The following is a 17,142-nucleotide window of genomic DNA, read 5'->3' on the forward strand; positions in this document are numbered from 1 at the left end:
ATTACAAACGAATATCAGACTCTTCACGGCTCAGCAGGTATTTCAGATCGTAGAGAACATGCTCAGCCTTACCAAACTTGCGAATTTTTTCAGCGCCCAGAGCCTTGAATTCATTATGCGCAACGGCCAGCACAATACCGTCATAGACATCAGTGCCCGGTTCGGCAATAGGCGTTATGCCATATTCATGGTTGGCCTCTTCAGGGCTGACCCATGGATCATAAATATCCACTGCAATGTTGTACTCTTTCAACTCATTGACAATATCCACGATTCGCGTGTTACGCAGGTCCGGGCAGTTTTCCTTGAACGCCAGGCCCATAATCAATACACGAGCGCCATCGACATGAATACGGCGCTTAACCATCGTTTTTACCAACTGGGAGACCACATACGCGCCCATTCCGTCATTGAGACGGCGTCCCGCAAGAATGATTTCGGGGTGATAGCCGATGGATTGAGCCTTGTGAGTCAGGTAGTAGGGGTCGACGCCGATGCAGTGCCCGCCCACCAAGCCTGGCCGGAATGGCAGGAAATTCCATTTCGTGCCCGCAGCCTGGAGCACTGACTCCGTATCAATACCCATTTTATTGAAAATAATGGCCAGCTCATTGATCAGAGCGATGTTTAAGTCACGCTGGGTGTTTTCAATAACTTTCGCCGCTTCGGCAACTTTAATGCTGCTTGCCTTGTGCGTGCCCGCAATGATGATCTGGTTGTAAAGAGCATCCACCAGATCGGCGATCTCAGGTGTGGATCCAGAAGTCACCTTCTTGATGGTAGTGACACGATGCTCCTTGTCTCCCGGATTAATACGCTCAGGGCTGTATCCGGCAAAGAAATCGACGTTGAATTTTAATCCGGAAAATTTCTCAAGGACGGGCACACAGTCTTCTTCAGTTGCGCCGGGATAGACGGTCGACTCATAAATAACCAGGTCGCCTTTCTTCAGCACCTTACCGATACTTTCTGATGCCTTGATCAGTGGCGTAAGGTCTGGTTGGTTGTACTCATCAATCGGCGTAGGCACTGTCACCACAAACGTATTGCAGCTGGACAATTCGTCCAGATTAAAACTGAAGCTGAGCTTACCGGCCTGCTTCAACTCCTCATCGCTCACTTCCAGCGTGGAGTCGTGCCCGGCTCTCAAGGCCTGGATACGCGGCTGGTTGATGTCAAACCCAACCACCGTCCGATGCTTGCCAAACTCCACCGCGAGGGGCAGGCCAACATATCCAAGACCTATAATGGCGAGCTTAATATCTTCCAGTTTTTGCATAATTAAAGCCTAATAATAAAATAAAATTTCACTGAACCATCTTCAGCGCTGAATACTTCAACATCCCCGTGAATCAAGACCTCTGACAGCAGGTCCCCCGCAAGCTGAGCTCGCCCACCGGCAAGAAATCTCCAGCTGCTTGCTGGCGCTTTCTGCGCGCCAACTGATTGATCGCTCAAGCCAATATCACTTTGCCATGCCTGTACCCGGATGGTTTAGCCGAGCTTAACCGTTCAAAAGTCAACACCTGCAAAAACAGCGTAAACCCGCTACACCCTTGAGCGAGGACGTTTGGTAAGCATAATACTACGAGATGCTTCACCAAATAAGCGCCAGCAGAACATAAACCGCACCACATGTATCTGCCAAAGCCAGATATGCTACCGGCACCATGAATGTGTGAGCGTTTTGGCTTCAGGTCAGCAAATCAACACCTGAAGCCAGCGCGCCTGGTAACCTCATATCAGCCTACCGCTCACTTTTTCTACCTCTGCGTGTACAGGCGGTGAGTGAGATGACCTACCAACTGCGGCGCTACGCTTAATTAACAGCAGCGAACGCGCCAGGGCGATCAAAACACCGAGGACCCCGCCCATAATAAGACCAGACAGCAGAATAAGAGCCTTTTTTGGTTTAATCGGCTTAATCGGCTCGAGCGCCAGCTTATCTATGACGACCAATTTCAACTGCGCCATATCAAGATTCAGACTACGGAGCCGGGCCTGCTCCCCCCGAAGAGGCGCGACATTACTCAAAAACAAATCTTCGTTTTTACGATTGTTCAGCAATTCAATCTCGCGATTAGACTGCAGCAATTGAAGGTCCTTGGCGATTTGCGCGATACGGACATCGGTAAAGTCATCACTCTTACGCTGTAGCAGAGCGCTACGCTCTGCCTCCAGCGCCTCGACCCCCATGAAGTACAGAGGGAGTTGCTGATTATTGATTTCGGTACGAATGACGCTGGATGACCGATTATTGCTTCTATCACCTAATGACGATAGCGTAGATGGTTTTTGTATTCCAAGTGATTTAGCAATTGCAATGGATTCACCCAACAGCGCCAGTCGATCGCTACGAGCGGCCTTTAGCTGAGCGCGCAGTGCCTTGAGCTCATCTTGCAATTGAGCACGACGAAGCACATCTTTCTCGGCCAACTTTGCAATTTTGGCCTCTTTATCCATTTCGTAACTTGAGCGAGCCGCGCTCAACTTTCCTTCAATTTCCGTTAATCGATTTTTAACAATTACACTCAAGTCAGCAGCAATCTGCTGCCGCTGCGCATTAATTGCGTATTCGACAAACCCATTGAGAATAGATACCCCATCTATCCCCTTGGGATAGGTCATTTCAAGCTTAATATAGTTGCTTAATTCGTCCGATTTCTTGGGATCCGGAACTTCAAGATTTATTGAATTTTTGTTGAACTCCTCAAAACTCTGCTCCAATGTTCTCCCTGGGCGTGAGAAAGCCTTGAACAGATTTTGATGCGAGCGAAAGAAACCAAGACGAATATCGTAAGACTCAAGCGCCTCCCCCACTTTAATCAACGCCTGCGCCGGTGGAAGCGTATAAACTTCAGACCGATTCAAAGCGTCCAGTTCGTTAATTGCGGCAGGGCGCAGGACGCTGGTCACTTGATATTCTGGAGTAACTAAAAAGGCGTAAACAGCCGACAGAGCGCCGGCAAGCACGACGACGGCAAAAATTAGAACCTTATTTTGCCAGAGCCCATGAAAAAGCATTTCAAGGCCGAATTTTTCCGCAGGGGGTACCGGAATGACGCGAAGACTACTACTCACAACAAAAACCTGCCTTCAAGAAGAAACTGCGGGCTCGTTATGCAGACAAATTGTGTGTTTGTTCTAATTGGATGACCGCCTGAACCGAGCGTCTCTGCCAAATTCCGAGCGCACAAACTGCCTGTTATCGAGAACAGATTTCATTTTGCCATCTCTCTGGTTTATTACAAGACTTGACATGTCTGTAGGCCTTTACCTACAACGCCAAAAAAACCAATATCAGTCATGCTGGGTGACAATGAGGCGGAAAGAGAGTTTCGGATCTGACAGATCACAGCCAATGATTTAACGAAACCCCAAGCCTCTAGGCACTCCCAAGTAGAAAAGCGCCTGGGGACCTGGACTTACCCGCAAACGATATTTTCTGACAGGCGGTCATGACCCTTTACTCAGTCCAATCCAAACAAGCGAGAGCAGACTTCAGCTTCGCCCGCCTGCCATAGACCTGCGATGACGACGCCCTACCAAAACACCCAGCAACGGCCCTATCACCATCCCAACAATCAACGCCACCACAACAAACACCGAAACAGGCAGCTCCCTAGTAGCCTGCCCTAGAAACGAAAGCGATACGCCCTGCTGATTTTCCAATACAAACGCCAGGACTATCAAAGCAACGATCAGTACCGCAAATACCGCAACAGCGCGCTTAACCCCACGCATAACCTTCTCCTACCTCAAAAACACTCAGACGCCTTCTTCCTCTTCTTCGTTCACCCGGTCACGCAACTCTTTGCCCGGCTTGAAGTGAGGGACGAATTTACCGTCGAGGCTGACGGATTGGCCTGTCTTTGGATTGCGGCCAACGCGGGGCGCGCGGTAGTGCAGGGAGAAACTGCCGAAGCCACGGATCTCGATGCGATCGCCGGTGGCCAGACACTGGGACATTTGCTCAAGCATAGTCTTGATAGCCAGCTCAACATCCTTGGATGAGAGCAGCCCTTGATGGGTGACAATTCGTTCGATCAACTCCGACTTCGTCATATTTTTCCCTTCTTTTTCAAGCAGCTAGGAAAAGCGCTCCGAAGGTTTTAGCATGACTTGATGAATTTGAACAGCCCACGCAATACTTATGTGCAGGTTAATACCGCTGCCTGATGGGCACCGCGGTGGGTCATTTACAGATGACCAACATCGTTCGAGTGACTGCGCCGGCAGGATTCCAACCAAACAAGTAATCGCCCTCTTCATCCTTCGCGTCGCTGGACCGCGTGATCACCTTATAGCCCTGCATCTTGCATTCGCGAGCAGCGCGCTTCTCACACTTATCCCAATTACCGCCAAGGCCCGAGCAGTCGATCTCTATCCCACTCACACCGCGCTTGACGTGCGTTTTTGCGCTGGTGACGGAACAGCCTGACAGCATCACCAATACGAGCACCAAAATAAGCCTGTTCATTCAAATCCTTATTGAAACAAAACGCCGAGAGCGCTTTTACAATGACTATAGTCAGTTCTGACACCGACCTGTAGACCAGAGCTCTACAAGGATGATTCAACGAATTTCAGGCACAAAAAAGGGCGACCGAAGCCGCCCTTTTTCTATGGTCTGACAGAACTTAGTTCTGTTTTTCCATTTGTGCACGCAGCAGGTCGCCCAGAGTGGTAGGACCAGCAGCAATTTCAGAGGTAGCTGGCTTGTCGCGCAGGCTCTGGATTGCTTCTTTCTCTTCAGCATCGTCTTTCGACTTGATGGAGAGCTGGATTACACGGCTCTTGCGGTCAACGCTGATGATCTTGGCTTCTACTTCCTGGCCTTCTTTCAGAACGTTGCGCGCGTCTTCAACGCGGTCACGGCTGATTTCGGAGGCTTTCAGAGTCGCTTCGATATCGTCGGCCAACGTGATGATGGCGCCTTTAGCGTCAACTTCTTTCACGATGCCTTTAACGATTGCGCCTTTGTCGTTGTCCTGAACGAATTCAGAGAACGGGTCGCTTTCCAGTTGCTTGATACCCAGGGAGATGCGCTCGCGCTCTGGGTCAACCGACAGGATAACGGTGTCCAGCTCGTCGCCCTTCTTGAAACGACGAACAGCTTCTTCGCCGACTTCGTTCCAGGAGATGTCGGACAGGTGAACCAGGCCGTCGATGCCGCCGTCCAGACCAATGAAGATACCGAAATCGGTGATCGACTTGATGGTGCCGGAGATCTTATCGCCCTTGTTGAACTGGCCGGAGAAATCTTCCCATGGGTTGGATTTGCACTGCTTGATACCCAGGGAGATACGACGACGCTCTTCGTCGATGTCCAGAACCATAACTTCCACTTCGTCGCCGACTTGTACGACTTTCGAAGGATGGATGTTCTTGTTGGTCCAGTCCATTTCGGAAACGTGTACCAGGCCTTCCACGCCTTCTTCCAGCTCAGCGAAGCAGCCGTAGTCGGTCAGGTTGGTTACACGCGCGGTCACGCGGGTGCTTTCCGGGTAACGCGCTTTGATAGCAACCCATGGATCTTCACCCAGTTGCTTCAGGCCCAGGGAAACACGGTTGCGTTCGCGATCGTATTTCAGAACCTTGACATCGATCTCGTCGCCAACGTTGACGATTTCGGAAGGATGCTTGATACGCTTCCAGGCCATGTCGGTAATGTGCAGCAGGCCATCGACGCCACCCAGATCGACGAATGCGCCGTAATCGGTGAGGTTCTTGACAATACCTTTGACTTGTTGGCCTTCCTGCAGGGATTCCAGCAGAGCTTCACGCTCGGCGGAGTTCTCTGCTTCCAGGACGCTGCGACGGGAAACAACAACGTTGTTGCGCTTCTGGTCGAGCTTGATGACCTTGAATTCGAGTTCCTTGCCTTCCAGGTGCGTGGTGTCGCGCACTGGACGAACGTCGACCAAAGAACCTGGCAGGAACGCACGGATGCCGTTAACGTCGACAGTGAAGCCGCCTTTAACCTTACCGTTGATAACGCCCTTGACCACTTCTTCAGCTGCGAAGGCTGCTTCGAGAACAATCCAGCATTCAGCGCGCTTGGCTTTTTCACGGGACAGCTTGGTTTCACCGAAACCGTCTTCAACCGAGTCCAGAGCAACGTGAACTTCGTCACCGACGTTGATGTTCAGCTCGCCAGCATCGTTGTAGAACTGTTCCAGCGGGATCAGAGCTTCAGACTTCAGACCAGCGTGAACGGTTACCCAGCGAGCTTGGTAATCGATATCAACGATAACACCGGTGATGATGGAGCCTGCCTGAAGGTTCAGGGTTTTTAGGCTTTCTTCAAAGAGTTCCGCAAAGCTTTCGCTCATTTTAATTCCTGTTGATAAGGGCGAAGAATACGCCCATCTCCACACCCCAGACGGTATGGGTCAGTTTCATTTAGAAGAAGCACCGCAGGACTTTGACTGGTCCCCTGCAGCCTTCTTGGTCACCCGGCGATATCGCGAATGGCGATCTCACTCATGATGCGTTCCAGCACCTGCTCGATGGAAAGCTCCGTGGAATCCAGCTGTATGGCGTCAGCCGCCGGCTTGAGCGGGGCTACCGCACGCTGGGTATCACGCTCATCGCGTGCACGGATCTCATCTAGCAGACTCGACAGACTAACACCATCGACTTTGCCCTTCAACTGCAAGTAACGGCGGCGCGCACGCTCCTCGGCACTGGCGGTCAGGAAAATCTTCAGCGGCGCCTCAGGAAACACCACGGTGCCCATGTCGCGGCCATCCGCCACCAGGCCTGGCGGCTCCTGGAATGCACGCTGACGCTGCAGCAACGCATCACGCACCGCCGGCAGCGCGGCGACCTGGGACGCCCATGAGCCAACCTGCTCGTTACGCAGGTCATCGGTCACATCATCACCTTCAAGGATGATGCGCTGCGGATGCCCTTCGGTCGCGCCGACGAACTGCACGTCAAGATGTGCCGCCAGCAGTTTCAGGGATTCTTCGTTGGTAAGGTCGACGCCATGGTTGCGTGCGGCAAACGCCAGCAGGCGATACAGCGCGCCGGAGTCCAGCAGGCACCAGCCCAGGCGCTTGGCCAGGATGCCGGCGATAGTGCCTTTGCCCGAGCCGCTTGGCCCGTCGATGGTAATCACCGGTGCTTTGATATTCACAATTGAGCCTCTTGGGCAACACGCATGCCGACGTGGGCACACAGGGTAAGAAAATTCGGAAAAGACGTCGCTACATTGGCACAGTCATGGATACGAATCGGCGCCGCCGCTCGCAGGCCAGCCACGCTGAAGGCCATGGCAATCCGGTGGTCTGCATGGGCCTGCACCTCGCCGCCGCTTAACGGGCCGCCGTCGATGATAATCCCATCGGCGGTAGGTTCACACTTCACCCCGAGCATCAGCAGACCATCGGCCATAACCTGAATGCGGTCGGATTCCTTCACGCGCAGCTCCTGAGCACCGCGCAGCACCGTTCTACCTTCAGCGCAGGCTGCCGCGACAAACAACACCGGAAACTCATCAATCGCCAACGGAACCAGCGCCTCGGGAATTTCGATCCCCTTCAATGCAGCCGAACGCACGCGCAGATCCGCGACAGGCTCACCGCCCACCTCACGCTGGTTTTCCAGGCTGATATCAGCGCCCATCAATCGCAGGATATCAATCACGCCGGTGCGCGTCGGGTTAATGCCGACATGCTCCAGCAGCAGCTCGGCCCCGTCGGCAAGCGAAGCTGCCACCAGGAAAAACGCCGCCGAGGAGATATCCCCGGGCACTTCTATATGCGCTGCGCTGAGCACATGGCCCGACTCCACCGAAGCGGTCGCGCCCTCCACCGCCACCGGGCAACCAAACCCGCGCAACAGGCGCTCGGTATGATCACGGGTCGGCGCAGGCTCGGTCACAGCGGTCTTGCCTTCGGCGTACAACCCCGCCAGCAGCAGACTGGATTTGACCTGGGCACTGGCCATCGGCAGCGTGTAATTCAACCCTTTCAACGACTGACCACCACGAATGCTCAACGGCGGACGCCCTTCAGGCCCCGTCTCAATCACCGCCCCCATTTCCCGCAGCGGCTGGACCACACGACTCATCGGGCGCCGGGACAGCGAAGCATCGCCGGTCAATACGCTGTCAAAACGCTGCGCCGCGAGCAACCCGGCGAGCAGGCGCATCGAGGTGCCGGAGTTGCCGAGGTAGATCGGCCCCGGTGGCGCCTTCAGCCCCTGCAGACCGACGCCATGGATCGTTACGCGCCCATGGTGCGGACCTTCGATAACGACGCCCATGTCACGAAACGCCTGCAAGGTCGCCAGGGCATCCTCGCCCTCCAGGAAACCTTCCACTTCGGTGACCCCCTCGGCCAACGAGCCCAGCATGATCGAGCGATGGGAGATCGACTTGTCGCCAGGCACACGGATGCGCCCACTCAAGCGACCACCCGGGCTGGCCACGAAGACCACCCCATCAGCGCTCACAGCGGTTTCCATATAGGCCCGGCGCGCCAGGATCTTGCTGAAGTGCTCACGCGCCACCCGCGCACGCGTGAACACGCCCAGTAACTGATGACCATCTCCGGCATCGACCGCGTCGCGCAAGGCGTCGAGGTCGCTGCGGAAGGTATCCAGGGTGCGCAACACCGCTTCGCGATTGGCGAGAAAGATGTCGTGCCACATCACCGGGTCGCTGCCGGCAATCCGCGTGAAATCACGGAAGCCGCCAGCGGCGTAGCGGAAGATCTCCAGGTTTTCGTTGCGTTTGGCCAGCGAATCCACCAGACCAAACGCCAGCAGATGCGGCAGGTGACTGGTCGCCGCCAGCACTTCGTCGTGACGCTCGACCTGCATATGCTCGACATCCGCCCCCAGCTCGCGCCACAGACGATCAACCACGGCCAGCGCCGCCGGATCGGTTTGCACCAACGGCGTCAGAATCACTTTGTGCCGACGAAACAACTGCGCATTCGAGGCTTCCACCCCGCTCTGCTCGGAGCCGGCAATCGGGTGGCCCGGCACAAAACGCGCCGGCATGCCGCCAAACGCCTGTTGCGCCGCGCGCACCACATTGCCTTTGGCACTGCCGACGTCGGTGAGAATCGCCTGGCCCAGGTCCATGCCGGCCAATACCCCAAGCAGCTTTTCCATCGCGAGGATCGGCACCGCCAGCTGGATCACATCCGCGCCCTGGCAAGCCAGGGCCAGGTCCGCTTCACAGCGGTCGACCACGCCCAGCTCAACCGCCAGCGTGCGCGATTGCGGGTCCAGGTCCACACCAACCACTTCGCCGCACAGCCCGCTTTCACGCAGGCCTTTGGCGAAGGAACCACCGATCAACCCCAGGCCGACCACCACCAGGCGACCGATCATAGGCACAGCAGGTTGCAATGCAGTGACATCAACCACGAGCGAGAACCTTAGCCAGCGCCTCAAGGAAGCGGCTGTTCTCGGCTGGCAGGCCTATGGTGATACGCAGGTGGTTCGGCATGCCGTAGTTGGCCACCGGGCGCACGATCACGCCTTCGCGCAGCAGGCCCTGGAATACCGGGGCGGCCACCTGGCCGAGGTCGACGCAGATAAAATTGCCCTTGGACGGAATCCAGCCCAGGCCCAATTCACGGAAACCTTGCTGCAGTTGCAGCATGCCGCGTTCATTGATGCGACGACCTTCCTCCAGGTACTCGGTGTCCTTAACCGCCGCGCAGGCTGCCGCGAGGGCGAGGCTGTTGACGTTGAAGGGCTGGCGCACGCGGTTCAGCACATCCGCCACCACCGCCGTCGACAGGCCGTAGCCAACGCGCAACGACGCCAGGCCATAGGCCTTGGAGAAGGTGCGCGACACCAGCAGGTTCGGGTAGGTCGCCAGAAAGTCGAGGCCGTTTGGCAACTCGCCGCCTTCGGCGTACTCGATATAGGCTTCGTCGAGCACCACCAGCACGTGCTCGGGCACGTCTCGCAGGAAGTCATTCAACGCCTGGGCATCAAACCAGGTGCCGGTGGGGTTGTTCGGGTTGGCGATAAACACCACGCGCGTCTGCGCGTCGATGGCCGCGAGCATTGCCGGCAGGTCATGGCCCCAATCCCTGGCCGGAATTATCCGCGCATCGGCGCCAACGGCCTGGGTCACGATGGGGTAGACCGCAAACGCATGCTCGCTGAACACCGCATTCAGGCCGGGCGCCAGGTAGGCACGACCGACCAGCTCAAGAATGTCGTTGGAGCCGTTGCCCAGGGTCACCTGGTTAAGTTCCACAGCGCAGTTTTGCGCCAGCAGCGACTTCAGCGCAAAGCCGTTGCCATCCGGATAACGGGTCAACTCGGCCAGCTCTTCACGAATCGCCGCCAGCACCTTGGGGCTCGGGCCCAGCGGGTTTTCGTTACTCGCCAGCTTGACGATCTTCGAAGGGTCCAGGTTCAACTCACGCGCCAGTTCGTCCACAGGCTTGCCCGGCACGTACGGCGAGAGTTGTTGCACGCCCGGCTGCGCCAGGGCGAGGAAGTTGCCACTCATGTCAAAGCCTCACAAAACCGCTTTCGGGTAAGAGCCGAGCACCTTGAGTGCTACCGCTTCCTGACTGATCTTCTCGAGCACGCCCTTGACCAGCGGGTCGCGGTGATGGCCGATGAAGTCGATAAAGAACACATAGGTCCATTTACCGCTGCGCGAAGGACGCGTCTCGATGCGCGTCAGGTCAATCCCGTTGTCGTGGAACGGCACCAGCAGTTCATGCAGGGCGCCTGGCTTGTTGCTCATGGACACGATGATCGAAGTCTTGTCGTCGCCGGTCGGCGGCACTTCCTGACTGCCGATCATCAGGAACCGCGTGGAGTTGTCCGGGCGGTCCTCGATCTTTTCGGCCAGGCGCGTCAGCCCGTAAAGGCCCGCAGCCATGTCACCGGCGATCGCCGCCGAATTCCACTCACCCTTGACCCGCTTGGCGGCCTCGGCGTTGCTCGACACTGCCACGCGCTCGACATTCGGGTAATAGGCATCCAGCCACTTGCGGCACTGGGCCAGGGACTGAGCGTGAGAGTAGATACGGCTGATGCTGTCGGTCTTGGTGTTTTCGCCCACCAGCAGGTGATGGTGAATGCGCAGCTCGACTTCGCCGCAGATCACCATGTCGTGCTCGAGGAAGCTGTCGAGGGTGTGATTGACCGCGCCTTCAGTGGAGTTTTCCACCGGCACCACGCCAAAATTCACCGCACCGGCCGCCACTTCACGGAACACTTCATCGATGGCCGCCATCGGCTTGCTGATCACGGCGTGGCCGAAATGCTTCATGGCCGCCGCCTGGGTGAACGTACCTTCAGGGCCGAGGTAAGCCACTTTCAGCGGCTGCTCGAGGGCCAGGCACGAGGACATGATTTCGCGGAACAACCGCGCCATCTCTTCGTTGCCCAATGGGCCCCTGTTGCGCTCCATCACACGCTTGAGCACCGCCGCTTCACGCTCGGGCCGATAGAACACCGGCACCTCGCCTTCGGCCAGTTCAGCCATCTTCACCCGCGCCACTTCCTGGGCGCAGCGCGCACGCTCACTGATCAGTTCCAGGACTTTCTCGTCCAGGCTATCGATGCGGACCCGCAGGGCCTTGAGTTCTTGCTCAGACATTAGCCGTGTTCCTTTTCGAACTCTGCCATGTAGGCAACCAGCGCGTTGATCGCGTGGATGTCCACAGCGTTGTAGATGGAGGCGCGCATGCCACCCACCGAGCGGTGGCCCTTGAGATTCAGCAGGCCGCGCGCGTCGGCACCGGCCAGGAACGGTTTGTCCAGGCGGTCGTCAGCCAGGCGGAACGGCACGTTCATCCACGAGCGGTTGCCGAGGTTGATCGGGTTGCTGTAGAGGCCGCTGGCGTCGATGAAGTCGTACAGGACGCGCTTTTTCTCTTCGTTGAGCTTGCCCATGGCAGCGACACCGCCCTGCTCTTTCAGCCACTCGAACACCAGGCCCGAGAGGTACCAGGCGAATGCCGGCGGGGTGTTGTACATCGAGCCGTTGTCGGCTGCGACCTTGTAGTTGAGCATCGTCGGGCACACCGCACGGGCGCGGCCCAGCAGGTCTTCACGGATGATGTTGACCAGGATGCCGCTCGGGCCGATGTTCTTCTGTGCACCGGCGTAGATCATGCCGTAGCGCGACACATCGATCGGGCGCGAAAGAATATCCGAGGACATGTCACACACCAGCGGGACGTCGCCCACTTCAGGCACCCAGTCGAATTGCAGGCCACCGATGGTTTCGTTCGCCACGTAGTGCACGTAGGCCGCATCCTTCGTCAGCTTCCACTCGTTCTGACCAGGAATAGCGAAGTAGTCGTAGGGCTTGGCGGTGCCTGCCACATTGACGTTGCCGTAACGGGAGGCCTCTTCAATCGCCTTCTGCCCCCAGATGCCGGTGTCGATGTAGTCGGCCGTGCCGCCTTCGGGCAGCAGGTTCAGCGGGATCTGGGCGAACTGCTGACTGGCACCGCCTTGCAGGAACAGCACCTTGTAGTTTGAAGGGATGCCCAGCAGGTCGCGCAGGTCCTGCTCGGCCTTGGTGGCGATGGAGACGAACTCATCGCTGCGATGGCTCATTTCCATCACGGAGAGGCCTTTTCCATGCCAGTCGAGGAGTTCACCCTGCGCGCGTTGCAGGACTGCTTCAGGAAGCGCCGCGGGACCGGCACAGAAGTTATAGGCTCTCTTGCTCACATCCAATCTCACTCTGATCTGGTGGGGCTGCAATCATGTTCGGCAACAACCTTTCGCTGGAGCGAACCCTGGTGGGAGCGGGCTTGCCTGCGATACAGGCACTGCGGTGGTTCCAGTGATACCGCGGTGATGCTATCGCAGGCAAGCCAGCTCCCACAGGGATCGGTGCCAGACCAAGGATAGGTATTTCAAAGGGGACACAAACAACAAGGGGGCGAATCTTCATCCGCCCCCTGTGTGTCCGCTTATTCCTGCGGTTCTTCTTCGTCTGCGGCAGCATCGAGGGTTGGCTCGTCGATGTTGTCATCGCCGGTTGCGATCACCTCACCGTCAAATTCTTCGCCTTCCAGCTCTTCACCTTCAATTTCCGAAGGCTCCTGCACACGCTCAAGGCCTACCAGCTTCTCGTCCTTGGCCAGCTTGATCAGGGTCACGCCCTGAGTGTTACGGCCCAGGCTCGAGACTTCGGCCACACGGGTACGCACCAGCGTGCCCTGATCGGAAATCAGCATGATTTCCTCGCCGTCGAGCACCTGCACCGCGCCGACCAGACGGCCGTTGCGGTCGTTGCTGACCATGGCGATCACGCCCTGGCCGCCACGCTTGTACTCGGGGAACTCGCTGATGGCTGTGCGCTTGCCGTAACCACGCGCCGAAGCGGTGAGGATCTGGCTGCCTTCTTCCGGGATCAGCATCGAAATCAGCTTCTGCCCTTCCGGCAGACGCATGCCGCGTACACCACGGGCCGTACGGCCCATGGCACGCACGTCGGATTCCTTGAAGCGCGTGACCTTGCCGCCATCGGAGAACAGCATCACTTCACGCGCGCCATCGGTAATGGCGGCCGAGATCAATACGTCACCTTCATCCAGCTCCAGGGCGATCAGGCCCACGCTGCGCTGACGGCTGAAGGATTCCAGCGGGGTCTTCTTGACGGTGCCTTTGGCAGTCGCCATGAAGATGAAGTGACCTTCGGTGTACTCGTCGACCGGCAGCATGGTGGTGATGTATTCATCACTGTCCAGGGGCAGCAGGTTGACCAGCGGACGACCACGGGCGGCGCGGGACGCCTCGGGGATTTCGTAGGTTTTGAGCCAGTACACCTTGCCCTTGCTGGAGAACAGCAGCAGCGTGGTGTGACTGTTGGCGACCAGCAGGTGAGCGATGTAGTCCTCATCCTTCACGCCGGTAGCCGATTTGCCTTTACCGCCACGACGCTGGGCCTGGTACGCCGCCAGCGGCTGGGTCTTGGCATAGCCGCCGTGGGAGATGGTCACCACGCGGTCTTCTTCCGGAATCATGTCGCCCAGGGTCAGGTCGAGGCGGGCATCGAGGATTTCGGTGCGGCGCACGTCACCGTATTCGGCGCGGATCACTTCCAGCTCTTCGCGGATCACTTCCATCAAGCGCACGGCGCTGTTGAGGATGCGGATCAGCTCGCCGATCTGGTTGAGAATCTCCTGGTACTCGGCCAGCAGTTTCTCGTGTTCCAGGCCGGTCAGACGGTGCAGACGCAGTTCCAGGATGGCCTGGGCCTGTTCCGGCGACAGGAAGTACTTGCCATCACGCAGACCGTATTGCGGATCCAGGGTCTCCGGACGACAGGAGTCGGCACCGGCGCGCTCAACCATTGCCACAACGGCGCTGGATTCCCACGGCATCTTGATCAGCGCTTCCTTGGCTTCCGACGGCGTCGGCGAAGCCTTGATCAGCGCGATGACCGGGTCGATGTTCGACAGCGCAACCGCCTGGCCTTCCAGGATGTGGCCGCGCTCGCGGGCCTTGCGCAGTTCGAACACGGTACGGCGGGTGACCACTTCGCGACGGTGACGCACGAAGGCTTCCAACAAATCCTTGAGGTTCAGGATGCGTGGGCGGCCGTCGATCAGTGCAACCACGTTGATACCAAACACGCTTTGCAGCTGGGTCTGGGCGTAGAGGTTGTTGAGGATCACCTCAGGCACTTCGCCACGACGCAGCTCGATCACCACGCGCATACCGTCTTTGTCGGACTCGTCGCGCAGCTCGGTGATGCCTTCCAGTTTCTTCTCTTTAACCAGCTCGGCGATCTTCTCGATCAGACGCGCCTTGTTGAGCTGGTACGGCAGTTCGGTGATAACGATCTGCTGGCGGCCACCGACCTTGTCGATGTCTTCGATGATCGAGCGGGCGCGCATGTAAATGCGGCCGCGACCGGTGCGATAGGCTTCGATGATGCCGGCACGACCGTTGATGATCGCGGCGGTCGGGAAGTCCGGACCGGGAATGTATTGCATCAGCTCATCGACGGTCAGCTCGGGGTTGTCGATGAGGGCCAGGCAACCGTCGATGACTTCACCGAGGTTGTGCGGCGGAATGTTGGTGGCCATGCCCACGGCAATACCGCTGGAACCGTTGACCAGCAGGTTGGGAATACGGGTCGGCATGACGGCCGGGATCATTTCGGTGCCGTCGTAGTTCGGCACCCAGTCCACGGTTTCCTTGTGCAGGTCGGCCAGCAACTCGTGCGCCAGCTTGGTCATGCGCACTTCGGTGTATCGCATGGCCGCGGCGTTGTCGCCGTCGACCGAACCGAAGTTGCCCTGGCCGTCTACCAGCAGGTAGCGCAGGGAAAATGGCTGGGCCATCCGAACAATGGTGTCGTACACCGCAGTGTCGCCGTGCGGGTGATACTTACCGATCACGTCACCGACAACACGGGCAGATTTCTTGTACGGCTTGTTCCAGTCGTTACCCAGCTCGCTCATCGCGAACAGCACACGCCGGTGCACGGGCTTCAAGCCATCGCGCGCATCAGGCAGTGCCCGACCCACGATTACGCTCATTGCGTAGTCAAGGTAGGACTGTTTCAGCTCGTCTTCGATATTGACCGGGAGGATTTCTTTGGCCAGTTCGCCCATGAGAAGCCTGATTCCTTTTTCGGGTGAAACCTCGTCACATCCATTCGGGATGAACGAAGCTCGCCGCTGCCGGCAGGGTGCCTGACAACGACTTACGACAAATCAACGAGTTATGACACGGATCTGCACGTTACAGGCAACCCCTTTGGGTGGCCCTGGAAACCGCCGGATGTTATCACAATCGCCGCCACGCACCTATCCCCCTCATGCGCATGGAGGCCAGTAATTTGACCGGTGACAGGCTTGAGGGGGACGAGAGGGGCTCAGAGGTGGGGTGGTGGTGTTTTTTGAGGGTGAATCCGGGAGTTTTATTGACTTTGAGGGCCAATCGGGGGCAAGCCCCCTCCCACACTTGAAGGGTGAACACAGTCAAACATGTGGCAGGGGGCTTGCCCCCGATAGCAATGACACAGACACCGCAGCCTTTAATGCAATCGCTTGCGGCACATCAACCTGGCCAGCTTGGCGGTATCCGGCCGCTCCACAACACCTTTTTCAGTGACGATCACATCAATCAGGTCAGCCGGCGTCACGTCGAACGCCGGATTCAACGCCGGCACCTCCAGACGCTGGCCGCCAATGTCCAGCAACTCCTCGACATCGCGCTCTTCCAGCGTCACCTCCTCACCGGTGGCCATCATCAAGTCGACCGTCGAACTCGGCGCCACCACCATAAAGCGCACGCCATGGTGCATGGCGCACACGGCCAACTGGTAGGTGCCAATGGTGCTGATCACATCACCATTGGCCGCAATGCAGTCGGCGCCGACGACCACCCAGGTCACGCCCTTGGTCTTGAGGATATGTGCGCCGGCAGAGTCGGCATTCACCGTGACCGGGACCCCGTCGCCCGCCAGCTCCCAGGCGGTCAGTCGCGAGCCTTGCAGCCAGGGGCGGGTCTCGTTGGCATAAACCTGCTCGACCAGGCCCTCCAAAAAGGCCGCGCGAATCACACCGAGTGCCGTGCCGACGCCGCCCGTCGCCAGGGCGCCAGCGTTGCCATGGGTGAGGATCGCCTGGACATTGCCCTGATGCTTGCGAATCCGCTCCATGCCCAATTGGGCCATGACGACATTGGCTTCGCGGTCGCTCTCATGGATCGTGATCGCTTCGGCTTCCAGCGCCGCCAGGGGGTCGGCGTGCTTCTTGAGGCGGTCCAGGCGGTCGCGCATGCGCTTGAGTGCCCAGAACAAATTGGCGGCGGTCGGACGGGTATCGGCCAGCAGCGCGTAGTCTTCCTCCCACGCCGCCTGCCAGTCATCGCCTTCGGTGATACGCGCGCGGGCGGCCAGCACCAGACCGTAGGCGGCGCTGATGCCGATGGCCGATGCCCCGCGCACCACCCTCGCGCGAATGGCCGTGGCCACTTCCTCCGCTGTCGAGCAGGCCACCCAGCTCTGGCGGGCCGGCAAGGTACGCTGATCGAGCAGGTACAGTGCGCCATCCCGCCACTCGATGGCCTTCACTTTCTCCGCAGCCAACAGTCGGTCGCGCATGCCTAACCCCGCACTCATGAACAAAAGCCGCCGATTATAGCGATCCGCCAGCCAGGACGCTCGGG

The 17,142-nt window shown here is 57.9% G+C and carries 13 protein-coding genes; all 13 read right to left on the reverse strand.

All coding sequences use genetic code 11. The features are described 5' to 3' along the window. Position 1: 1 nt before the first annotated feature. Complete coding sequence (tviB, locus tag ACXX81_RS14950; protein WP_209980379.1) at positions 2-1,279, reverse strand: Vi polysaccharide biosynthesis UDP-N-acetylglucosamine C-6 dehydrogenase TviB; 1,278 nt, start codon at positions 1,277-1,279, stop codon at positions 2-4. Between the two features lie 458 nt (positions 1,280-1,737). Next, on the reverse strand, positions 1,738-3,081 hold the full coding sequence (locus ACXX81_RS14955; RefSeq protein WP_458571959.1) for a Wzz/FepE/Etk N-terminal domain-containing protein: 1,344 nt from the start codon (positions 3,079-3,081) through the stop codon (positions 1,738-1,740). A gap of 420 nt (positions 3,082-3,501) precedes the next feature. Beyond that, positions 3,502-3,744, reverse strand: coding sequence for a lipopolysaccharide assembly protein LapA domain-containing protein (locus ACXX81_RS14960; protein ID WP_458571960.1), 243 nt, complete (start codon positions 3,742-3,744; stop codon positions 3,502-3,504). Positions 3,745-3,768: 24 nt separating this feature from the next. Next, on the reverse strand, positions 3,769-4,065 hold the full coding sequence (gene ihfB, locus ACXX81_RS14965; protein ID WP_003189779.1) for an integration host factor subunit beta: 297 nt from the start codon (positions 4,063-4,065) through the stop codon (positions 3,769-3,771). Between the two features lie 130 nt (positions 4,066-4,195). Further along, the gene (locus ACXX81_RS14970) at positions 4,196-4,480 is read right to left on the reverse strand and encodes a hypothetical protein (protein WP_458571961.1); all 285 of its coding nucleotides are present in this window, start codon (positions 4,478-4,480) and stop codon (positions 4,196-4,198) included. A 160-nt stretch (positions 4,481-4,640) separates the two neighbouring features. Then, on the reverse strand, positions 4,641-6,335 hold the full coding sequence (rpsA, locus tag ACXX81_RS14975; protein ID WP_322213015.1) for a 30S ribosomal protein S1: 1,695 nt from the start codon (positions 6,333-6,335) through the stop codon (positions 4,641-4,643). Between the two features lie 119 nt (positions 6,336-6,454). After that, positions 6,455-7,144, reverse strand: coding sequence for a (d)CMP kinase (gene cmk / locus ACXX81_RS14980; protein ID WP_012722932.1), 690 nt, complete (start codon positions 7,142-7,144; stop codon positions 6,455-6,457). Further along, entirely contained in the window at positions 7,141-9,351 is a 2,211-nt protein-coding gene (locus ACXX81_RS14985; protein WP_458572595.1) for a bifunctional prephenate dehydrogenase/3-phosphoshikimate 1-carboxyvinyltransferase, read from the reverse strand. The genes cmk and ACXX81_RS14985 overlap by 4 nt, the downstream gene beginning before the upstream one ends. Before the next feature lie 28 nt (positions 9,352-9,379). Continuing rightward, the gene (hisC, locus tag ACXX81_RS14990) at positions 9,380-10,492 is read right to left on the reverse strand and encodes a histidinol-phosphate transaminase (protein WP_458571962.1); all 1,113 of its coding nucleotides are present in this window, start codon (positions 10,490-10,492) and stop codon (positions 9,380-9,382) included. Positions 10,493-10,501: 9 nt separating this feature from the next. Beyond that, the gene (gene pheA / locus ACXX81_RS14995) at positions 10,502-11,596 is read right to left on the reverse strand and encodes a prephenate dehydratase (RefSeq protein ID WP_458571963.1); all 1,095 of its coding nucleotides are present in this window, start codon (positions 11,594-11,596) and stop codon (positions 10,502-10,504) included. Continuing rightward, on the reverse strand, positions 11,596-12,681 hold the full coding sequence (gene serC / locus ACXX81_RS15000) for a 3-phosphoserine/phosphohydroxythreonine transaminase (protein WP_209980367.1): 1,086 nt from the start codon (positions 12,679-12,681) through the stop codon (positions 11,596-11,598). Before serC ends, pheA begins: the two co-directional genes overlap by 1 nt. 245 nt (positions 12,682-12,926) lie before the next feature. Then, entirely contained in the window at positions 12,927-15,581 is a 2,655-nt protein-coding gene (gyrA, locus tag ACXX81_RS15005; protein ID WP_209980365.1) for a DNA gyrase subunit A, read from the reverse strand. A 425-nt stretch (positions 15,582-16,006) separates the two neighbouring features. Beyond that, on the reverse strand, positions 16,007-17,077 hold the full coding sequence (mtnA, locus tag ACXX81_RS15010; protein WP_458572596.1) for an S-methyl-5-thioribose-1-phosphate isomerase: 1,071 nt from the start codon (positions 17,075-17,077) through the stop codon (positions 16,007-16,009). Positions 17,078-17,142 lie beyond the last annotated feature (65 nt).

This window comes from Pseudomonas sp. GNP013, assembly GCF_054343995.1.

Excerpts from the sequence above, each read along its gene's own strand:
- tviB (WP_209980379.1), bottom strand. The coding sequence starts at position 1,279 with ATGCAAAAACTGGAAGATATTAAGCTCGCCATTATAGGTCTTGGATAT.
- ACXX81_RS14960 (WP_458571960.1), bottom strand. The coding sequence starts at position 3,744 with ATGCGTGGGGTTAAGCGCGCTGTTGCGGTATTTGCGGTACTGATCGTT.
- ihfB (WP_003189779.1), bottom strand. The coding sequence starts at position 4,065 with ATGACGAAGTCGGAGTTGATCGAACGAATTGTCACCCATCAAGGGCTG.
- ACXX81_RS14970 (WP_458571961.1), bottom strand. The coding sequence starts at position 4,480 with ATGAACAGGCTTATTTTGGTGCTCGTATTGGTGATGCTGTCAGGCTGT.
- rpsA (WP_322213015.1), bottom strand. The coding sequence starts at position 6,335 with ATGAGCGAAAGCTTTGCGGAACTCTTTGAAGAAAGCCTAAAAACCCTG.
- ACXX81_RS14985 (WP_458572595.1), bottom strand. The coding sequence starts at position 9,351 with ATGATCGGTCGCCTGGTGGTGGTCGGCCTGGGGTTGATCGGTGGTTCC.
- hisC (WP_458571962.1), bottom strand. The coding sequence starts at position 10,492 with ATGAGTGGCAACTTCCTCGCCCTGGCGCAGCCGGGCGTGCAACAACTC.
- pheA (WP_458571963.1), bottom strand. The coding sequence starts at position 11,596 with ATGTCTGAGCAAGAACTCAAGGCCCTGCGGGTCCGCATCGATAGCCTG.
- gyrA (WP_209980365.1), bottom strand. The coding sequence starts at position 15,581 with ATGGGCGAACTGGCCAAAGAAATCCTCCCGGTCAATATCGAAGACGAG.
- mtnA (WP_458572596.1), bottom strand. The coding sequence starts at position 17,077 with ATGCGCGACCGACTGTTGGCTGCGGAGAAAGTGAAGGCCATCGAGTGG.